General features: G+C 60.0%; 25 protein-coding genes. 15 read left to right on the top strand and 10 right to left on the bottom strand.

Going from position 1 to position 19,681, the window contains the following annotated elements; translation table 11 throughout:
- The first annotated feature begins 54 nt into the window (after window positions 1–54).
- From pmbA to CXQ82_RS04585, 6 genes are all read left to right on the top strand, one after another.
- On the top strand, window positions 55–1,401 hold the full coding sequence (pmbA, locus tag CXQ82_RS04560; protein WP_101266542.1) for a metalloprotease PmbA: 1,347 nt from the start codon (window positions 55–57) through the stop codon (window positions 1,399–1,401).
- Window positions 1,402–1,546: 145 nt separating this feature from the next.
- Entirely contained in the window at window positions 1,547–1,942 is a 396-nt protein-coding gene (locus CXQ82_RS04565; protein ID WP_101266545.1) for a FagA protein, read from the top strand.
- Window positions 1,935–3,311 carry an aspartate ammonia-lyase gene (locus tag CXQ82_RS04570; protein ID WP_101266547.1) on the top strand — a complete coding sequence of 459 codons (1,377 nt, stop codon included), beginning with the start codon at window positions 1,935–1,937 and terminating at the stop codon, window positions 3,309–3,311. Before CXQ82_RS04565 ends, CXQ82_RS04570 begins: the two co-directional genes overlap by 8 nt.
- A 27-nt stretch (window positions 3,312–3,338) precedes the next feature.
- The gene (locus tag CXQ82_RS04575; RefSeq protein ID WP_034102189.1) at window positions 3,339–3,767 is read left to right on the top strand and encodes a hypothetical protein; all 429 of its coding nucleotides are present in this window, start codon (window positions 3,339–3,341) and stop codon (window positions 3,765–3,767) included.
- Window position 3,768: 1 nt separating this feature from the next.
- Complete coding sequence (locus CXQ82_RS04580) at window positions 3,769–4,380, top strand: superoxide dismutase (protein WP_101266549.1); 612 nt, start codon at window positions 3,769–3,771, stop codon at window positions 4,378–4,380.
- Between the two features lie 34 nt (window positions 4,381–4,414).
- Window positions 4,415–5,308, top strand: coding sequence for a ZIP family metal transporter (locus CXQ82_RS04585; RefSeq protein ID WP_101266552.1), 894 nt, complete (start codon window positions 4,415–4,417; stop codon window positions 5,306–5,308).
- A gap of 37 nt (window positions 5,309–5,345) precedes the next feature.
- Here CXQ82_RS04585 and CXQ82_RS04590 read toward each other — a convergent pair whose 3' ends face one another.
- The 10 genes from CXQ82_RS04590 to CXQ82_RS04635 form a co-directional block, all read right to left on the bottom strand.
- Window positions 5,346–5,618, bottom strand: coding sequence for an HPr family phosphocarrier protein (locus tag CXQ82_RS04590; protein WP_101266554.1), 273 nt, complete (start codon window positions 5,616–5,618; stop codon window positions 5,346–5,348).
- Window positions 5,619–5,634: 16 nt separating this feature from the next.
- Entirely contained in the window at window positions 5,635–6,492 is an 858-nt protein-coding gene (rapZ, locus tag CXQ82_RS04595; protein WP_101266556.1) for an RNase adapter RapZ, read from the bottom strand.
- Window positions 6,493–6,494: 2 nt separating this feature from the next.
- Entirely contained in the window at window positions 6,495–6,959 is a 465-nt protein-coding gene (gene ptsN, locus CXQ82_RS04600) for a PTS IIA-like nitrogen regulatory protein PtsN (protein ID WP_101266559.1), read from the bottom strand.
- Window positions 6,960–6,969: 10 nt separating this feature from the next.
- Complete coding sequence (gene hpf, locus CXQ82_RS04605) at window positions 6,970–7,275, bottom strand: ribosome hibernation-promoting factor, HPF/YfiA family (RefSeq protein ID WP_003171804.1); 306 nt, start codon at window positions 7,273–7,275, stop codon at window positions 6,970–6,972.
- 75 nt (window positions 7,276–7,350) lie between these two features.
- Window positions 7,351–8,844: an RNA polymerase factor sigma-54 gene (locus CXQ82_RS04610; protein WP_101266561.1), complete on the bottom strand. Its 1,494-nt coding sequence runs from the start codon at window positions 8,842–8,844 to the stop codon at window positions 7,351–7,353.
- A gap of 196 nt (window positions 8,845–9,040) precedes the next feature.
- A complete protein-coding gene (gene lptB, locus CXQ82_RS04615; protein WP_003171806.1) occupies window positions 9,041–9,766 on the bottom strand; it encodes an LPS export ABC transporter ATP-binding protein in 726 nt (241 codons plus the stop codon).
- Window positions 9,766–10,299: a lipopolysaccharide transport periplasmic protein LptA gene (gene lptA, locus CXQ82_RS04620; protein WP_101266563.1), complete on the bottom strand. Its 534-nt coding sequence runs from the start codon at window positions 10,297–10,299 to the stop codon at window positions 9,766–9,768. Before lptA ends, lptB begins: the two co-directional genes overlap by 1 nt.
- Window positions 10,286–10,858 (bottom strand): LPS export ABC transporter periplasmic protein LptC, encoded by a 573-nt coding sequence (gene lptC, locus CXQ82_RS04625; protein WP_101266565.1) that lies wholly within the window; start codon window positions 10,856–10,858, stop codon window positions 10,286–10,288. The genes lptA and lptC overlap by 14 nt, the downstream gene beginning before the upstream one ends.
- Window positions 10,859–10,866: 8 nt before the next feature.
- Complete coding sequence (locus CXQ82_RS04630) at window positions 10,867–11,391, bottom strand: HAD family hydrolase (protein WP_003188588.1); 525 nt, start codon at window positions 11,389–11,391, stop codon at window positions 10,867–10,869.
- Window positions 11,392–12,366 carry a KpsF/GutQ family sugar-phosphate isomerase gene (locus tag CXQ82_RS04635; RefSeq protein WP_101266567.1) on the bottom strand — a complete coding sequence of 325 codons (975 nt, stop codon included), beginning with the start codon at window positions 12,364–12,366 and terminating at the stop codon, window positions 11,392–11,394. It abuts the gene before it with no gap.
- A 309-nt stretch (window positions 12,367–12,675) separates the two neighbouring features.
- Between CXQ82_RS04635 and CXQ82_RS04640 the strand changes: the two genes are divergently transcribed.
- The 9 genes from CXQ82_RS04640 to hisD all read left to right on the top strand — a co-directional run bounded on the left by CXQ82_RS04640 (window position 12,676) and on the right by hisD (window position 19,678).
- Entirely contained in the window at window positions 12,676–13,485 is an 810-nt protein-coding gene (locus CXQ82_RS04640) for an ATP-binding cassette domain-containing protein (protein ID WP_017738751.1), read from the top strand.
- On the top strand, window positions 13,485–14,282 hold the full coding sequence (mlaE, locus tag CXQ82_RS04645; RefSeq protein ID WP_010213107.1) for a lipid asymmetry maintenance ABC transporter permease subunit MlaE: 798 nt from the start codon (window positions 13,485–13,487) through the stop codon (window positions 14,280–14,282). The genes CXQ82_RS04640 and mlaE overlap by 1 nt, the downstream gene beginning before the upstream one ends.
- The gene (gene mlaD / locus CXQ82_RS04650; protein WP_003171814.1) at window positions 14,282–14,749 is read left to right on the top strand and encodes an outer membrane lipid asymmetry maintenance protein MlaD; all 468 of its coding nucleotides are present in this window, start codon (window positions 14,282–14,284) and stop codon (window positions 14,747–14,749) included. The genes mlaE and mlaD overlap by 1 nt, the downstream gene beginning before the upstream one ends.
- 11 nt (window positions 14,750–14,760) lie before the next feature.
- Window positions 14,761–15,408 (top strand): phospholipid-binding protein MlaC, encoded by a 648-nt coding sequence (locus CXQ82_RS04655; protein ID WP_101266569.1) that lies wholly within the window; start codon window positions 14,761–14,763, stop codon window positions 15,406–15,408.
- A complete protein-coding gene (locus CXQ82_RS04660) occupies window positions 15,405–15,710 on the top strand; it encodes a lipid asymmetry maintenance protein MlaB (RefSeq protein WP_101266571.1) in 306 nt (101 codons plus the stop codon). The genes CXQ82_RS04655 and CXQ82_RS04660 overlap by 4 nt, the downstream gene beginning before the upstream one ends.
- 113 nt (window positions 15,711–15,823) lie before the next feature.
- Window positions 15,824–16,063 (top strand): BolA family protein, encoded by a 240-nt coding sequence (locus CXQ82_RS04665; RefSeq protein ID WP_003188597.1) that lies wholly within the window; start codon window positions 15,824–15,826, stop codon window positions 16,061–16,063.
- A gap of 23 nt (window positions 16,064–16,086) precedes the next feature.
- A complete protein-coding gene (gene murA / locus CXQ82_RS04670) occupies window positions 16,087–17,352 on the top strand; it encodes a UDP-N-acetylglucosamine 1-carboxyvinyltransferase (protein WP_101266573.1) in 1,266 nt (421 codons plus the stop codon).
- A gap of 245 nt (window positions 17,353–17,597) precedes the next feature.
- Window positions 17,598–18,233, top strand: coding sequence for an ATP phosphoribosyltransferase (gene hisG, locus CXQ82_RS04675; RefSeq protein ID WP_003188599.1), 636 nt, complete (start codon window positions 17,598–17,600; stop codon window positions 18,231–18,233).
- A 128-nt stretch (window positions 18,234–18,361) separates the two neighbouring features.
- Window positions 18,362–19,678, top strand: coding sequence for a histidinol dehydrogenase (gene hisD / locus CXQ82_RS04680; protein WP_101266575.1), 1,317 nt, complete (start codon window positions 18,362–18,364; stop codon window positions 19,676–19,678).
- The last annotated feature ends 3 nt before the right edge of the window (window positions 19,679–19,681 follow it).

Consider the following 19,681-nt stretch of genomic DNA (forward strand, 5'->3'; position numbering starts at 1 on the left):
CGGCCCGGTCGCTCGATGGCCTTAACCGAAAGCAGAATTTGAGTGGAGAAAACCATGAGTGCAGCCCAAAGCGTCGGTCCGCAAGCGTTACCGGCCCTGCAGGAACAAGTCGAGCAGATCCTTGCCGAGGCCAAGCGCCAGGGGGCCAGTGCCTGTGAAGTCGCGGTTTCTCTTGAGCAGGGGCTGTCGACATCGGTGCGTCAGCGGGAAGTCGAAACCGTCGAATTCAACCGCGACCAGGGGTTTGGCATCACCTTGTATGTAGGGCAGCGCAAAGGCTCGGCCAGTACCTCGGCCAGCGGCCCGGAAGCCATTCGCGAAACGGTCGCCGCGGCGCTGGCGATTGCCAAGCACACCTCTGAGGATGAAAGCTCGGGCCTGGCCGACAAAGCGCTGATGGCCAAGGACCTCAAGGATTTTGACCTGTTCCACGCCTGGGACATCACCCCAGAGCAGGCCATCGAACAGGCGCTGATTTGCGAAGCCGCTGCGTTCGACGCCGATGCCCGCATCAAGAACGCCGATGGCACCACGTTGAGTACCCATCAAGGTTGTCGTGTATACGGCAACAGCCATGGTTTTATCGGCGGTTATGCATCCACCCGCCATAGCTTGAGCTGCGTGATGATTGCCGAGGCCAATGGCCAGATGCAGCGTGACTACTGGTACGACGTGAACCGTCAGGGCGACTTGCTGGCAGACCCGGCCAGCATCGGCCAGCGCGCTGCGCAACGCGCCGCGAGCCGTCTGGGCGCGCGCCCGGTGCCGACCTGTGAAGTGCCGGTGCTGTTTTCCGCCGAACTGGCCGGCGGTTTGTTCGGCAGTTTCCTGGGGGCGATTTCTGGCGGCAACCTGTACCGTAAGTCGTCGTTCCTGGAAGGGGCGATTGGTCAGAAGCTGTTCCCGGAATGGCTGACCATCGATGAGCGTCCGCACTTGATGCGGGCCATGGGCAGCTCGGCGTTCGACGGTGATGGCCTGGCGACTTATGCCAAGCCGTTCGTCGAAAAGGGTGAGTTGGTGTCCTACGTCCTGGGTACTTACTCCGGCCGCAAGCTTGGCCTGCCGAGCACCGCCAACTCCGGTGGTGTGCATAACCTGTTCGTGACCCATGGTGATGAAGACCAGGCGGCACTGCTGCGGCGCATGGGCCGTGGCCTGTTGGTAACCGAGTTGATGGGCCACGGCCTGAATATGGTTACTGGGGATTATTCGCGTGGCGCGGCGGGTTTCTGGGTGGAAAACGGCGAGATTCAGTTCGCGGTCCAGGAAGTGACCATCGCTGGCAATATGCGCGATATGTTCAAGCAGATCGTCGCCGTCGGGAACGACTTGGAACTGCGCAGCAACATTCGCACGGGTTCGGTGTTGATTGAACGGATGACCGTCGCCGGCAGTTGATCCGTCCGTAACCTTAAAAAAGCGCGCTATCCCACGGATAGCGCGCTTTTTTTGTGCCTGCATTTCAGCTTGATCACATTGCCGCCATTGCGTTGATTCTCAATATCATTTAATAATAAATATCATTACCGAATGAGTGTGGATCATGAGTTCTGTCCTGCATGAGGATCCCTACCTGGAGAGCTGGCGCTGGATGAGTCGTCAGATTCGCTGTGGCCTCGATCCGAATGAACCTCGCCTGATCGAACATTACCTCAATGAGGGGCGATACCTGGCGTGTTGCACGGCTACCCACCCGTGGACGATCGCCGAAACGTCATTCCGCCTGCTGATCGATACCGCCAGTGATATCGCCTTGCCCTGGCATTGGCGATCCACCTGCCTGGATCAGGCCTGGCGCCCCCTGCGCGACCTGGAAAAACTCTCCCACTGTGCCTGCCGCCTCAAGCGCTGGCAGACCTTTGCCTGGCAATTGGCGACCTGCGAATTGCTCCCTTCGATTTCCGTTTCTGACTTGGTGCAAGGATCTAACGATGAGTAACACCCGTATCGAACGTGACAGCATGGGCGAACTGCAAGTACCTGCCGAGGCTTTGTACGGTGCGCAAACCCAGCGCGCGGTGAACAACTTCCCGATCAGCCACCAACGCATGCCGGCACAATTCATTCGTGCCCTGATCCTGGCCAAGGCCGCCGCCGCCAAGGTCAATGTCGACCTCAAGCAAATCAGCGAAGGGCAGGGCAAGGCCATTGTCGATGCCGCCCAAGGCTTGCTGGAAGGCGACTTCATGCAGCATTTCCCGGTGGATATCTTCCAGACCGGTTCCGGCACCAGCTCCAACATGAACGCCAACGAAGTGATCGCGACCCTCGCCAGCCGCTTGCTGGGCGAGGCGGTCAACCCCAACGACCATGTGAACTGCGGCCAAAGCAGCAACGACATCATCCCGACCACCATCCATGTCAGCGCTGCGCTGGTACTGCATGAGCAAACATTGCCGGCGCTGCTGCACCTGGTGCAGGTGATCGAGCAGAAGGCCGAAGAGGTGCACCCGTTCATCAAGACCGGTCGCACCCACCTGATGGATGCCATGCCGGTGCGCATGAGCCAGGTGCTCAACGGTTGGGCCCAGCAGCTCAAGGCCAACATTGGCCACCTGCAAGACTTGCTGCCAAGCCTGCAAGCCCTGGCCCAGGGCGGCACGGCGGTAGGTACCGGGATCAACGCCCACCCTGAGTTCGCCGCGCGTTTCAGTCAGCAACTGAGCAGCCTCACCGGCGTGAAATTCACCCCGGGCAAGAACCTGTTCGCGCTGATCGGCTCCCAGGACACGGCCGTCGCCGTCTCTGGTCAGCTGAAAGCTACCGCCGTGTCGCTGATGAAAATCGCCAACGACCTGCGCTGGATGAACTCCGGTCCACTGGCCGGCCTGGGTGAAATCGAACTCGAAGGCCTGCAGCCTGGCTCGTCGATCATGCCGGGCAAGGTCAACCCGGTAATCCCTGAGGCAACCGCCATGGTTGCCGCGCAGGTGATCGGCAATGACACGGTGATCACCGTGGCCGGCCAGTCGGGCAACTTCGAGTTGAACGTGATGCTGCCGATCATCGCCCAGAACCTGCTCAGCAGCCTTGAACTGTTGGCCAATTCCAGCCGCCTGCTGGCGGACAAGGCGATTGCCAGCTTCAAGGTCAACGAAGCCAAGCTTAAGGAGGCGTTGTCGCGCAACCCGATCCTGGTGACCGCACTCAACCCGATCATTGGTTACCAAAAGGCCGCTGAAATCGCCAAGAAAGCCTATCAGCAAGGCCGTCCGGTGATTGATGTGGCACTTGAGCACACCGACTTGCCCCGTAGCCAACTGGAGATCCTGCTGGACCCGGAAAAGCTCACGGCCGGCGGCGTGTAATCACCGACCCTGCTTTGGAGGCTCACCATGGAGCACTGGAAACGCACGATCGAACGGGCCAATCGCTGCTTTATGGCGGGCGAGCTGGTAGACGCTCGCGAGGCGTACTTGCAAGCGCTGGCCCTGGCCCAAGTGTTGTTCGAACGCTGGGCGGATGCCGACGAAGCAGTGGCGGCTTGCGTCATTTCCCATCACAACCTGGCGGATCTGCACTTGCGCCTGAACCAGCCGGAGGAAAGCGCGGAGTACCTCTGCGCGATCCACCAGCGTTTGCTGCAGACCATGCAGGACCCACGCCTCAGCCCGCAGTTGCGTGAAGCGGCCCTGCGTCAGAGCAGCAAGACCTACGTTGAATTGCTGAATTTCATCAGCGATCACGGCGAGTACCCGCGCACCCATCGTTTATTGGGCGGTACTGCGGCGCAACCGACCACGTCTCAATACGGAGCACATTGATATGACCTACACCTTGCCTGCATTGCCTTACGCCTACGATGCCCTTGAACCGCATATCGATGCGCAAACCATGGAAATTCACTACACCAAGCACCACCAGACCTACATCAACAACCTCAATGCGGCAGTCGAGGGCACCGAGTTCGCCGGCTGGCCGGTAGAGAAGTTGGTGTCCAGCGTGCAGCAACTGCCGGAAAAACTGCGCGCAGCCGTGATCAACCAGGGCGGCGGCCACGCCAACCATTCGTTGTTCTGGGCAGTGATGTCGCCAAAAGGCGGCGGTAAGCCGGAAGGCGCGCTGGGTAAAGCCATCGACGAGCAACTGGGCGGTTTCGACAGCTTCAAGGAGGCGTTCACCAAGGCCGCCTTGACTCGTTTCGGCAGCGGCTGGGCGTGGCTCAGCGTGACCCCGCAAAAGACGCTGGTGGTGGAAAGCAGTGGCAACCAGGACAGCCCACTGATGAACGGCAACACCCCGATCCTCGGTCTGGACGTCTGGGAACATGCTTACTACCTGCTGTACCAGAACCGTCGCCCGGAATACATCAACGCCTTCTACAGTGTTATTAACTGGCCCGAAGTCGCCGCACGCTATCAGGCTGCTTTGGCCTGACATTCAACTCACATAACAAGATCTAAGGCCGATTATGGGCACTGAAACACTGGCGATCAGCAGCGGGCGAATGTTTCGTTATGCGTTTGGCTCGCTGCTGCTGTTGGCAGGTACTGCATTGCTGGTGGCCCACGGGCTGGCCTGGCTGGACTTGGAGCCGCGAATCCTGCGCGCCTTGCAAGGCGGCGCGATCTGCGCGCTTGGCACGGCGCTGGGTGCGGTGCCGGTATTGGTGATCCGGCGCATGCCGGTGGCGCTGAGCGATACCTTGTTGGGTTTTGGTGCCGGGGTGATGCTGGCGGCGACGGCGTTTTCGCTGATTGTGCCAGGCATCGCCGCCGCTGAAGGCCTGGGGTTGTCGCCTTGGGGTGCCAGTGGCTTGATCAGCTTTGGCATCATGCTGGGTGCATTCGGGCTGTATCTGGTTGACCGCAAGGTCTCCGGCGCCAGCCCGGAAATGCTCGTAGGCACGCCGGACAAACCGGTAATCCCGCCGCGTATCTGGCTGTTTGTGTTCGCCATCATCGCCCACAACATACCCGAAGGCATGGCCGTAGGCGTTTCCGCCGGCGGCGGCATGCCGGACGCCGACAGCCTAGCGATGGGCATTGCCTTGCAGGACGTACCCGAAGGCCTGGTGATTGCGCTGGTATTGGCCGGGGCGGGAATGTCGCGGGTCAAGGCGTTTCTGATCGGGGCGGCATCAGGCTTGGTAGAGCCGGTATTCGCCGTGCTCTGTGCCTGGCTGGTGAGCCTCGCCGAGGTGCTGTTGCCCTTGGGGCTGGCATTGGCGGCCGGTGCGATGCTGTTGGTGGTGACCCACGAAGTGATCCCGGAGTCGCGCCGAAACGGTCACGAAAAGCTCGCGAGCCTGGGGCTGTGCATCGGGTTTTGTTTGATGATGGTGATGGATACGGCGTTGGGGTGAGGCCGTTGCAGCCTCACGCCTGTATTAACGGGTGGGTTTACTCACCCTCATCAAAATAGTTGTTGATCAACGCCACCAGCGCGGCCATCGCTTCCTCTTCTTTCTCGCCTTCCGTCTTCAGGTGGATCTTGGTGCCCTTGCCGGCGGCCAGCATCATCATGGCCATGATGCTCTTGCCATCAACCATGGATTCAGGGGTGCGCCCAGCGCGGATCTGGCAAGGAAACTGCCCGGCAACGCCGACGAACTTGGCCGAGGCGCGGGCATGCAGGCCCAGCTTGTTGATGATTTCAATTTCCAGAGCGGGCATCGCGGGGGTGTTCCTTTCAGCTAAGGTCGCGGTGGCGAACCTGGACGTTCTTGAGGGTTTGTTGCAGCACCTGGCCCAGGCGTTCGGTCAGGTAGACCGAGCGGTGGTGCCCGCCGGTGCAGCCGATGGCAATGGTGACATAGGCCCGGTTGCTTGCGGCAAAGCGCGGCAACCATTTGAGCAGGTAGCTGGAGATGTCCTGGAACATCTCTTCTACATCCGGTTGCGCGGCCAGGTACTCGGCCACCGGCTGATCCAGCCCGGATTGATCGCGCAGCTCCGGCTTCCAATAGGGGTTGGGCAGGCAGCGCACATCGAACACCAGGTCGGCGTCCACCGGCATGCCGCGCTTGAAGCCAAACGACTCCACCAGAAACGCCGTGCCGGGCTCCGGCTGGTTCAGCAGGCGCAGCTTGATGGCATCGCGTAGCTGATACAGGTTGAGGCCCGTGGTGTTGATCTTGAGGTCGGCGAGGTCAATGATCGGCCCCAACAGCTTGGTTTCGTCTTCGATCGCTTCGGCGAGGGAGCGGTGAGGGCTGCTGAGGGGGTGACGGCGCCGGGTTTCGGAGAAGCGCTTGAGCAGCGTCTCTTCGTCGGCGTCCAGGTACAGCACGTCGCAATGAATGTGCTTGGCCCGCACTTCCTCGAGCAATTGCGGGAATCGCTCCAGGTGGCTGGGCAGGTTGCGGGCATCAATCGAAACGGCGACCAATGGTTGCGCCAGTTCGGTGTGGATCAACGCGCGTTCCGCCAATTCCGGCAGCAGGCCGGCAGGCAGGTTGTCGATGCAATAGAAACCGTTGTCCTCGAGAACATTGAGGGCGGTGCTTTTACCCGAGCCGGAGCGGCCGCTGACGATGATCAAACGCATGATTACTGCCCGTTTTGTTCATCCAGGACAACCTGATACAACGCCTCATTGCTGCTGGCACTGCGCAGTTTGTCGCGTACTTCCTTGCGGTCGAGCATGCTGGCGATCTGCCGGAGCAGTTCCAGGTGCGCATCGGTGGCAGCCTGTGGGACCAGCAGTACAAACAGCAGGTCGACCGGGGCACCGTCGATGGCGTCGAAATCGATGGGAGCGTCCAGGTGCAGCAGGGCGCTGACCGGTGTCTCGCAGCCTTTGAGGCGGCAGTGAGGAATGGCGATGCCGTTGCCAAAACCCGTGGAGCCGAGTTTTTCACGGGCAATCAGAGCCTCGTAGACATCTTGCATCTCCAGCTCAGGCACTTCGCGGCTGATCAGGTTGGCAATTTGCTCGAGGGCTTTCTTCTTGCTGCCGCCCGGCGCGTTCACGAGGGAACGGCCGGGGGTCAGGATGGTTTCAAGTCGGATCATGGGGGGAGAGTTAGCGACCTGTACCTTGCATCAGGTGCAGATTCTTTTCCTTATGCTTTATGAGTTGGCGGTCCAGCTTGTCGTAGAGCGAGTCAATCGCCGCGTACATGTCTTCATGTTCCGCATTGGCGACGAGCTTGGCATTCGGTACGTGCAGGGTGGCCTCGATTTTTTGCTTGAGCTTATCGACCTCCATGATGACCTGCACATTGGTGATCTTGTCAAAATGCCCCGCAAGCTTGTTCAGCTTGCTCTCGGTGTACTCACGCAGGGGTTTGGTGACTTCCAGCTGGTGTCCACTGATGTTGACTTGCATACAGCTTCTCCTTCGTTGCCAGTGCATAAAGCGGTGGGCAGGAATACCCACCACTGGAACGCTGTGGCCCGCCCGTCACATCAAACGCTTACGCTCGCTGGAAGGCGCGATCCCGAGGGACTCGCGGTACTTGGCGACGGTTCGACGGGCGACCTGAATGCCTTGTGCCTCCAGTAAACCAGCGATCTTGCTGTCACTCAACGGCTTTTTCTGATTTTCCGCGGCAACCAGTTTTTTGATGATCGCGCGGATCGCCGTGGACGAGCATTCACCGCCTTCGGAGGTGCTTACATGGCTGGAGAAAAAGTATTTCAGTTCATAAATACCCCGTGGGGTATGCATGAATTTCTGCGTGGTCACCCGGGAAATCGTCGATTCGTGCATGCCTACCGCCTCGGCAATATCGTGCAGAACCAGCGGTTTCATCGCTTCGTCGCCGTATTCCAGGAAGCCGCGCTGATGCTCGACGATCTGGGTGGCGACTTTCATCAGGGTTTCGTTGCGGCTTTGCAGGCTCTTGATGAACCAGCGTGCTTCCTGCAACTGGTTGCGCATGAAGGTGTTGTCGGCGCTGGTGTCGGCGCGGCGTACGAAACCGGCATATTGCGGGTTGACCCGCAGGCGTGGCACCGATTCCTGATTCAGCTCCACCAACCAGCGCTCGTTGTCCTTGCGCACGATGACGTCGGGGACGACGTATTCGGCTTCGCTGGACTCGATCTGCGAACCTGGGCGTGGATTGAGGCTTTGCACCAGCTCGATGACCTGGCGCAGGTCGTCTTCCTTGAGCTTCATGCGGCGCATCAGCTGGCTGTAGTCGCGGCTGCCGAGCAAATCGATGTAGTCGGTGACCAGGCGCTGGGCCTCGGCCAGCCAAGGGGTCTTGGCGGGCAGCTGGCGCAGTTGCAGCAGCAGGCATTCGCTGAGGGAGCGGGCGCCGATGCCGGCAGGCTCGAACTGCTGGATGCGGTGCAGGACGGCTTCGATCTCGTCCAGCTCGATGTCGAGTTCCGGATCGAAGGCTTCAAGGATCTCTTCGAGCGTCTCGTCCAGATAACCCTGGTTGTTGATGCAGTCGATCAGGGTGACGGCGATCAGGCGATCGGTATCCGACATCGGCGCCAGGTTCAGTTGCCACAGCAAATGGCTCTGCAGGCTTTCGCCGGCGGAGGTACGGGTGGTGAAGTCCCACTCGTCGTCATCATTGCTCGGCAGGCTGCTGGCGCTGGTCTGGTAGACGTCTTCCCAGGCGGTGTCCACCGGGAGTTCGTTGGGAATGCGTTCGTTCCAGTCGCCTTCCTCGAGGTTATCCACCGTGGGGGCGGTTTCCTGGTAGGACGGTTCCTGCACGTCGGGGTTGGGTTTTTGCTCGATGTTGTCGGCCAGCGGGTCTGCATTATCGAAGTCGTCGCCTTCTTCCTGGCGTTCGAGCATCGGATTGGACTCCAGGGCCTCCTGGATTTCCTGTTGCAGGTCCAGGGTCGACAATTGGAGCAGGCGGATGGCCTGTTGCAGCTGCGGTGTCATCGTCAGCTGCTGGCCCATTCTCAGGACTAGCGATGGTTTCATGGCAGGGGCTTAACACCTTATTCGCCGGCGCAATGCGCCATCCACGACAGGGCGCGTGAGCGCCAAACATAAGCAAATTATATGCCTGATATCGGGGGCTTTGCCTAGAGCGCGGTAACAATAAAAATCCGGAGGTTTTCATTGACTCCCGCGCTTCGGGCAAACGACCTGCCACCGCCAGTTTCTACAGGCAGGTTTACAGGCGGAACTCGTGACCCAGGTACACTTCCTTGACCAGTTCGTTGGCCAGGATAGTGGCGGAATCGCCTTCGGCGATCAGCTGGCCATCGTTGACGATATACGCGGTTTCGCAGATATCGAGAGTCTCGCGCACGTTGTGGTCGGTGATCAGTACACCGATACCCTTGGCCTTGAGGTGATGGATGATCTGCTTGATGTCGCCGACCGAGATCGGGTCGACGCCGGCAAACGGTTCATCCAGCAGGATGAACTTGGGTGCAGTGGCCAGGGCTCGGGCGATCTCCACACGGCGACGTTCACCACCGGACAGGCTCATGCCCAGGTTGTCGCGAATGTGGTTGATATGGAATTCCTGCAACAGGCTTTCCAGCTCCTTGCGGCGGCCATCGCGGTCGAGTTCCTTGCGGGTCTCGAGAATCGCCATGATGTTGTCGGCTACCGACAGTTTGCGGAAGATCGACGCTTCTTGCGGAAGATAGCCGATACCGGCACGGGCGCGGCCGTGCATGGGCTGGTGGCTGACGTCCAGGTCGTCGATCAGGACGCGACCCTGGTCCGCCTGGACCAGGCCGACGATCATGTAGAAGCAAGTGGTCTTGCCGGCGCCGTTGGGGCCGAGCAAGCCGACGATCTGGCCGCTGTCGATCGACAGGCTGACGTCGCGCACGACCTGACGGCTTTTATAGGCCTTGGCCAGATGCTGGGCTTTCAGGGTTGCCATTACTCGGCCTTCTTCTTCGGCTGGATAACCATGTCGATGCGTGGACGTGGCGCGGTGACCTTGGAGCCATTGGCGCGACCGGCGTTAGCGATCTGTTTCACGGTGTCATAGGTGATTTTTTCACCTTCCGTGGAGTTGCCGTCGGGGCTCAGTACCTTGGCCTGGTCGATCAGCACGATGCGGTTCTGCTGGGCGTGGTACTGGATAGTCTTGCCGTAGCCCTTCATCGGGCCGGTATCGGCAGCGGACTGCTTCTGTTCGAAGTAAGCCAGGTTGCCTACCGAGGTCACGACGTCGATGTCACCGTTTTGGGTGCGCGTCAGTGTCACGGTATTACCGGTGATCTTCATCGACCCTTGGGTGATGATCACGCCGCCGGTGTAGGTGGCAACACCTTGCTTGTCATCCAGCTGCGCATCGTCAGCCGAGATGTGGATCGGTTGCTGGCTATCGTTCGGCAGAGCCCAGGCGCTCACGCTTCCCAGTGCTGCGCCCAGACCGAGCAAAATAGGGAGAGTTTTAACGAGCCTCATACTGTCCTCTTACGTTCGATAGCAGGTGTATCCTGCTTTCTTTCAAATACGCTTTCATTCCCTTGCCAGTCGATACACCGCCAGCGCCGTCGATTCTAACGTCTTGCTCGGTCTGCGCATATTGCTTCTGCGGGAATACGGTCATGCGACTGCTGGTAATCACCGTGTCGCGGTTTTTTGCATCAGTGCGCGCAACGCGTACCGAATCGATCAGCTCCACCTCGGTGCCGTCCGGGTTGACCTCGCCACGTTTGCTGGTGACGTGCCATGGGAACTCGGTGCCGCGGTAGATGTTTATGTCCGGGTTGGTCAGCAGGGTGACCTCGGTGGCCTTCAAATGCTCGACCTTGTCCGATGTCATCTCGTACTGCACCTTGCCGTCGGGCAGGAACTGCACGCTCTTGGCGTTGATCGCGTAGTAGTCGATAGCCCCTTCGTCAACCTGCGCAGCAGGCTGGTCGAGGAAGCGCTCAGGGCTGATATTCCAGTAGCCCACCGCGAGAAACAGCGCGGCGATGACCCCGAATAGCAGGAAGTTGCGAATCTTTTTGCTCAGCATAAAACGCTCTATAAGTAGGCGGCGTGGGCCGCTTCAAGGCTGCCCTGGGCACGCAGAATCAGCTCGCAGAACTCGCGGGCGGCGCCTTCGCCACCGCGTGCAGTGGTGATGCCATGGGCGTGCTCGCGAACAAACGCTGCAGCATTGGCGACGGCCATGCCCAGGCCGACTCGGCGAATGACCGGCAGGTCGGGCAGGTCGTCGCCCAAATAAGCAACCTGCTCATAGCTTAGGTTGAGTTGGCCAAGAAGCTCGTCAAGAACCACCAGTTTATCCTCACGGCCCTGATACAGGTGAGGAATCCCCAGGTTTTGTGCGCGGCGTTCCACAACGGGGGTTTTTCTGCCGCTGATAATCGCTGTTTGCACGCCCGCCGCCATCAGCATCTTGATGCCCTGGCCGTCGAGGGTGTTGAACGTCTTGAACTCGCTGCCATCCTCGAGGAAATACAGGCGGCCGTCGGTCAGCACGCCGTCAACGTCGAAAATCGCCAGCTTGATGTTTTTGCCGCGTTGCATCAGGTCGCTGGTCATTTACATCACTCCCGCACGCAGCAAGTCGTGCATGTTCAGGGCGCCAATCGGGTAGTCGTTGCCATCGACCACCACCAGCGCGCCAATCTTGTGGTCTTCCATGATCTTCAAGGCTTCGGCCGCCAGCATTTCCGGGCGTGCGGTCTTGCCATGGGGTGTCATTACCGCATCGATGGTAGCGGTGTGGATATCAATGGTGCGGTCCAGGGTGCGGCGCAAGTCGCCGTCGGTGAAGACTCCGGCCAGGCGCCCGTCGGCTTCCAGGATCACGGTCATGCCCAGGCCCTTGCGGGTCATTTCCATCAGCGCGTCCTTAAGCAGGGTGCCGCGCTGGACGTGGGGCAATTCATCGCCCGAGTGCATGACGTTTTCCACTTTAAGCAGCAGGCGGCGACCCAGTGCGCCACCCGGGTGGGAAAACGCGAAATCTTCGGCGGTAAAGCCGCGGGCTTCCAGCAGTGCCACGGCCAGGGCGTCGCCCATGACCAGGGCCGCGGTGGTGGAGGAGGTGGGTGCCAGGTTCAGCGGGCAGGCCTCGTGGGCCACGTGAACGTTCAGGTTCACTTCGGCGGCCTTGGCCAGCGTCGATTCCGGGTTGCCGGTGACGCTGATCATCTTGATGCCCAGGCGCTTGATCAGCGGCAGCAGGGTCACGATTTCGTTGGTGGTGCCGGAGTTGGACAGCGCCAGGATGATGTCATCCTTGGTGATCATGCCCATGTCACCGTGGCTGGCTTCGGCCGGATGCACGAAAAATGCGGTGGTCCCGGTGCTTGCCAGGGTGGCGGCGATCTTGTTGCCGACGTGGCCCGACTTGCCCATGCCGACCACGACAACGCGGCCTTTGCTGGCCAGAATCATCTCGCAGGCGCGTACGAAATCCGCGTCGATATGGGCCAGCAAGCCTTCTACGGCTTCAAGCTCTAGGCGGATGGTGCGTTGTGCGGATTGAATAAGGTCGCTGGATTGGCTCATGTCTGAAATCGTATAGCCTGACGAAAAGTCGGCGATTATAGCGGTAATGATCGATTCCCTCACGCAAGTTCGTCAGGCTTTATTCACTCTGTAGGTGAGATTCCATTCTCATTAACACAGCCAGCAACGTTTTTTCCCTGTCCCGGATCTTAACAAGCGCTGTTCCGGCCTTGGGCGCGTTGTACCAGCAGTGATATAGTTCGCCGCCAGTCCGGTCCGCCCAGCCCATATGGCTATATTGCGCAACCGTTGCAAACGTTTGTCGCAAGCGTGGTGTCTGAGTGAGAGGCTGCATCCCAAGGAGTTTAGATGAGTGCCGATAACGCCTACGCGGTCGAGCTGAAGGGACTGACCTTCAAGCGCGGGACGCGCAGCATCTTCAATAACGTCGATATTCGCATTCCCCGCGGTAAGGTCACGGGCATCATGGGGCCTTCCGGTTGCGGCAAGACCACCTTGTTGCGCCTTATGGGCATGCAATTGCGCCCCACCGCTGGCGAAGTGTGGGTCAACGGCCAGAACCTGCCGACGTTGTCGCGCAGTGATCTGTTCGACGCACGCAAGCACATGGGAGTGCTGTTCCAGAGCGGCGCGCTGTTCACCGACCTGGATGTGTTCGAGAACGTGGCGTTCCCGCTGCGGGTGCATACCCAGCTGTCCGATGAAATGATTCGTGACATTGTGTTACTGAAACTTCAGGCCGTGGGCCTTCGCGGCGCCATCGACCTGATGCCCGATGAGCTGTCCGGCGGCATGAAGCGCCGGGTCGCCCTGGCGCGGGCGATTGCCCTCGACCCGCAGATCCTCATGTACGACGAGCCCTTCGTTGGCCAGGACCCCATCGCCATGGGTGTGCTGGTCCGCCTGATCCGCCTGCTCAACGATGCGCTGGGCATCACCAGTATCGTGGTCTCCCATGACCTCGCAGAAACCGCGAGCATTGCCGACTACCTCTATGTAGTAGGCGACGGCCAGGTGCTGGGGCAGGGCACGCCTGAAGAACTGATGAACGCCGACAACCCCCGCATTCGCCAATTCATGACCGGCGATCCCGATGGCCCTGTGCCTTTTCACTTTCCGGCAGCGGATTACCGCTCAGATCTTCTGGGGAAGCGCTGATGCGCAAGACATCTCTTATCGAAAAGGTCCGCCTTTTCGGTCGCTCCGGCATCGACATCGTCGAAGTGCTGGGCCGCTCGACGATTTTCCTGTTCCACGCCCTGCTTGGGCGCGGCGGCATTGGCGGTGGCTTTGGCTTGCTGATCAAGCAGCTGCACTCGGTGGGCGTGATGTCCCTGGTGATCATCGTGGTCTCCGGGGTATTCATTGGCATGGTGCTGGCGCTGCAGGGGTTCAATATTCTGTCCAGCTACGGCTCGGAGCAGGCGGTGGGGCAGATGGTTGCCCTGACATTGCTGCGTGAGCTGGGGCCCGTGGTCACGGCGTTGTTGTTCGCCGGGCGTGCGGGTTCCGCGCTGACCGCCGAAATCGGCAACATGAAGTCCACCGAGCAGCTGTCCAGCCTGGAAATGATCGGCGTGGACCCGCTCAAGTACATTGTTGCCCCGCGCCTGTGGGCCGGCTTCATTTCCCTGCCATTGCTGGCGATGATCTTCAGCGTGGTGGGTATCTGGGGCGGTTCGTGGGTGGCGGTGGACTGGCTGGGCGTCTACGACGGCTCCTACTGGGCCAACATGCAAAACAGCGTGACCTTCAGCGGTGACGTGCTCAACGGCATCATAAAGAGCATCGTCTTTGCCTTTGTAGTGACCTGGATCGCCGTATTCCAAGGCTACGACTGTGAGCCCACCTCAGAAGGGATCAGTCGCGCCACCACCAAGACCGTTGTGTACGCCTCACTGGCGGTACTGGGCCTTGACTTCATTTTGACCGCCTTGATGTTTGGAGATTTCTGATGCAAAACCGCACTGTGGAAATCGGTGTCGGCCTTTTCTTGCTGGCTGGCATCCTGGCTTTACTGTTGCTGGCCCTGCGAGTCAGTGGCCTGTCGGCCAGCCCCACCGCCGATACTTATAAACTTTACGCGTACTTCGACAATATCGCCGGTTTGACTGTCAGAGCTAAAGTGACCATGGCCGGTGTGACTATCGGCAAGGTCACGGCAATCGATCTGGATCGCGACAGCTTCACCGGGCGAGTGACCATGCAACTGGACAAGAAGGTAGATAATCTGCCGACCGACTCCACTGCATCTATCCTCACTGCGGGTCTGCTGGGCGAGAAGTACATCGGTGTCAGCGTGGGTGGGGAAACAGCCCTGCTCAAGGATGGTTCGACAATCCACGACACACAGTCGTCGTTGGTACTTGAAGACCTGATCGGTAAATTCCTGCTCAATACGGTCAATAAAGACGCCAAATGAGGAATCTGTTCATGATCTCTACCTTGCGACGTGGCCTGTTAATACTGCTTGCAGCGCTTCCGCTGATGGCCAACGCGGCAGGCTCTGCGCACGATTTGGTAAAGGGCACGACCGACAAGATGTTGGCTGACCTGACTGCCAATAAAGAGCAGTACAAGCAGGACCCGAGTAAGTTTTACGACGCGCTCAACACCATTGTCGGTCCCGTGGTGGATGCTGAAGGCATCTCCAGAAGCATCATGACGGTCAAGTATTCGCGCAAGGCGACGCCAGCGCAGATGCAAACGTTCCAGGAAAACTTCAAGAAGGGCCTGTTCCAGTTTTATGGCAACGCCCTGCTCGAGTACAACAACCAGGGTATTACCGTCGCTCCCGCCGGGGATGAGTCGGGTGATCGCACCAGCGTCAACATGAGCGTCAAGGGCAACAATGGCGCCGTCTACCCTGTGCAGTACACGCTCGAGAAGGTTAACGGCGAGTGGAAGCTGCGCAACGTGATCATCAATGGTATCAACATCGGCAAGCTATTCCGTGACCAGTTCGCCGACGCCATGCAGCGCAATGGCAACGACCTCGACAAAACCATCAATGGTTGGGCCGGTGAAGTGGCCAAGGCCAAGGAAGAAACCGATAAAGCTGCCGGGAAGCCCGCGCAATGACCGAGTCGGCTGTTCGTCTCGGCGATGCCGGCGAGCTGCTGATCAGCGGCGTGCTGGATTACCGCACCGGGCCTGACCTGCGCAAGCAGGGCCAGGCACTGATCAAGACCAGCACCGCGCCTGCGCTGGTGCTGGATTGTTCGGCGGTGACCAAGTCCAGCAGCGTCGGCTTGTCGTTGTTGCTGTGCTTCATGCGCGATGCCCAGGCTGCTAGAAAGCCGGTGAGTATCCGTGCAATGCCCGAAGACATGCGCGAAATCGCCGAGGTTTCTGGTTTGACCGAGCTGTTGGCGCATCCTTAATACACATTTATGAGAAGCCCCCCGTCAGAGTCCTGCTATGCGGGGTTCGCAGGCGCGGGGCTTTTTTGTATGATGTGCGACCCGCGCGCACTGGGCGCCGATAGAGGTTGAGCATGCAGGCCCTAGAAGTTAAGAGCTTCCTTGAAGGAAAGCTGCCGGAAACGACCGTAGAAGTTGAAGGCGAAGGCTGCAATTTCCAGCTGAACGTGATTAGCGATGAACTGGCGGCATTGAGCCCGGTCAAGCGTCAACAGCAGATCTATGCCCATTTGAACCCGTGGATCACCGATGGCAGCATCCATGCGGTCACTATGAAATTTTTCAGCCGCGCGGCCTGGGCCGAGCGCACCTGAGCCCCCAAGGCGTCGAGATTCTTATGGATAAATTGATTATTACCGGCGGTGGCCGCCTTGATGGCGAGATCCGCATTTCCGGTGCGAAAAACTCCGCTCTGCCGATCCTGGCGGCGACCCTGCTGTGCGATGGCCCGGTGACCGTGGCCAACCTGCCGCACCTGCACGACATCACCACCATGATCGAGCTGTTCGGTCGTATGGGCATCGAGCCGGTGATCGACGAGAAGCTGGCCGTGGAAATCGACCCGCGCACGATCAAGACCCTGATCGCCCCGTACGAACTGGTGAAAACCATGCGTGCGTCGATCCTGGTGCTGGGTCCGATGGTTGCCCGTTTCGGCGAAGCCGAAGTGGCCCTGCCTGGCGGTTGCGCCATTGGCTCGCGTCCGGTGGACCTGCACATCCGTGGTCTTGAAGCCATGGGCGCAACCATCGACGTCGAAGGCGGCTACATCAAGGCCAAGGCGCCGGAAGGCGGCTTGCGTGGTGCCAACTTCTTCTTTGATACCGTCAGCGTGACCGGTACCGAGAACATCATGATGGCCGCAGCCCTGGCCAACGGCCGCAGCGTCCTGCAAAACGCTGCGCGCGAGCCTGAAGTGGTCGACCTGGCCAACTTCCTGATCGCCATGGGTGCCAACATCACCGGCGCCGGCACCGACACCATCACCATCGACGGTGTTAAGCGCCTGCACCCGGCCACCTACAAGGTGATGCCGGACCGCATCGAGACCGGCACTTACCTGGTTGCCGCTGCCGTTACCGGTGGTCGCGTCAAGGTCAAGGACACCGATCCGACCATCCTGGAAGCGGTCCTGGAAAAGCTCCGCGAAGCCGGTGCCGAAATTACTACCGGTGAAGACTGGATCGAGCTGAACATGCACGGCAAGCGGCCAAAAGCCGTTAACGTGCGTACCGCTCCTTACCCGGCGTTCCCGACCGACATGCAGGCGCAGTTCATTTCCTTGAACGCGATTGCCGAAGGCACCGGCGCGGTAATCGAGACCATCTTTGAAAACCGCTTCATGCACGTGTATGAACTGCACCGCATGGGTGCCAAGATCCAGGTCGAAGGCAACACTGCCATCGTGACCGGTATCGAAAAGCTCAAGGGTGCGCCAGTGATGGCAACCGACCTGCGTGCTTCTGCCAGCCTGGTGATCTCGGCGCTGTGTGCCGAAGGCGACACGCTGATCGACCGCATCTACCACATCGACCGTGGTTACGAGTGCATCGAAGAAAAACTGCAGATGCTCGGCGCAAAAATCCGCCGCGTACCGGGCTAGTACTGCAAACACCTTCACTGTGGCGAGCGGGCTTGTCGAGTCGTCGCACCGCCGCGTTGGATTGCGTAGCAACCCCAGCAATGGGACTGCTGCGCAGTCCAACGCGGGCAAGCCCGCTCGCCACAAGAAGAGGGTGTTTGCTGTTAGCTGAATTTGTTTCAAATCGAGGCTGTAATGGCCTCGATCTGTGTCTGGCGCCGCTTGCGACCGGACCGCAATAGCCTGATGAAGGACTGACGTTTCCCATGTTGACCATCGCACTGTCCAAGGGCCGCATCCTTGACGACACTTTGCCGCTTCTGGCTGAAGCGGGCATCGTGCCGACCGAGAATCCGGACAAGAGCCGCAAGCTGATCATCCCCACGACCCAGGACGACGTTCGCCTGCTGATCGTGCGGGCTACCGACGTGCCGACCTATGTTGAACATGGCGCGGCCGACCTGGGTGTCGCCGGTAAAGACGTGCTGATGGAATACGGTGGCCAGGGCCTGTACGAGCCGCTGGACCTGCGTATTGCCCTGTGCAAGCTGATGACCGCCGGCCGTGTCGGTGATGTCGAGCCCAAGGGCCGCCTGCGCGTGGCCACCAAGTTCGTCAATGTCGCCAAGCGCTACTACGCCGAGCAAGGCCGCCAGGTCGATATCATCAAGCTCTACGGCTCGATGGAACTGGCACCGCTGATCGGCCTGGCCGACAAGATCATCGACGTGGTCGACACCGGCAACACCCTGCGTGCCAACGGTTTGGAGCCGCAGGATTTCATTGCCGATATCAGCTCCCGTCTGATCGTCAATAAAGCATCGATGAAAATGCAGCACGCTCGTATCCAGGCGTTGATCGACACCCTGCGCAAGGCAGTGGAGTCGCGACACCGCGGTTGACCTACCTGCGTAGCTGAAAAGCTACGCCCGTCTATCCGCCTCATAGCCAGAATTCTCAGGTGCCCAAGCGGAAACGACTGCTAGTTTAGGGCGCCTGAGTTTTTGCCAATTCTATTGAGGCCCTCGCTATGACCACGTCCACTGCAATTGCCCGACTCAACGCTGCCGACCCGGATTTCGCCCATCATCTGGATCATCTGCTGAGCTGGGAAAGCGTGTCCGACGATTCGGTCAACCAGCGGGTGCTCGACATTATCAAGGCTGTGCGTGAGCGCGGCGACGCGGCGCTGGTGGACTTCACCCGCCAGTTCGACGGCCTCGACGTAGCGTCGATGTCAGACCTGATCCTGCCGCGCGAACGCCTGGAGCTGGCCCTGACGCGCATCACCGCGCCGCAGCGCGAGGCACTGGAAGTGGCGGCAGCGCGCGTGCGCAGCTACCACGAAAAACAGAAACAGGACTCCTGGAGCTACACCGAGGCCGACGGCACCGTGCTGGGCCAGAAGGTCACGCCGCTGGACCGCGCCGGGCTGTACGTGCCCGGCGGTAAGGCCTCGTACCCGTCTTCGGTGTTGATGAACGCGATCCCGGCCAAAGTGGCGGGCGTGACCGAAGTGGTCATGGTGGTACCGACCCCGCGCGGTGAAATCAACGAGCTGGTACTGGCGGCCGCGTGCATCGCCGGTGTCGACCGCGTGTTCACCATCGGCGGCGCCCAGGCGGTTGCCGCCCTGGCCTATGGCACCGAAAGCGTACCGAAGGTCGACAAGGTGGTCGGCCCTGGCAACATCTACGTCGCCACCGCCAAGCGCCATGTATTTGGCCAGGTCGGTATCGACATGATCGCCGGCCCTTCGGAAATCCTCGTGGTGTGCGACGGCCAGACCGACCCGGACTGGATCGCCATGGACCTGTTCTCCCAGGCCGAACACGACGAAGATGCCCAGGCGATCCTGGTCAGCCCCGACGCCGAGTTCCTCGACAAGGTGGCCGCCAGCATCGATAAGCTGCTGCCGACCATGGAGCGCGCCGAAATCATCGAGAAGTCGATCAATGGCCGTGGTGCGTTGATCCTGGTCAGCGACATGGAGCAGGCCATCGAGGTGGCCAACCGTATCGCGCCGGAGCACCTGGAGTTGTCCGTGGCCGACCCACAGGCCTGGCTGCCGTCGATTCGCCACGCCGGTGCGATCTTCATGGGCCGCCACACCAGCGAAGCCCTGGGCGACTACTGTGCCGGCCCGAACCACGTGCTGCCGACCTCCGGCACCGCACGTTTCTCGTCGCCGCTGGGGGTGTATGACTTCCAGAAGCGTTCGTCGATCATTTTCTGCTCGCCACAAGGCGCTTCCGAGTTGGGCAAGACCGCCTCGGTGCTGGCCCGTGGTGAGTCGCTGAGCGCCCACGCGCGCAGCGCCGAATACCGAATCGTTAAGGGAGAGTAAGAC

Source organism: Pseudomonas sp. S09G 359, assembly GCF_002843605.1.
Lineage (GTDB): Bacteria > Pseudomonadota > Gammaproteobacteria > Pseudomonadales > Pseudomonadaceae > Aquipseudomonas.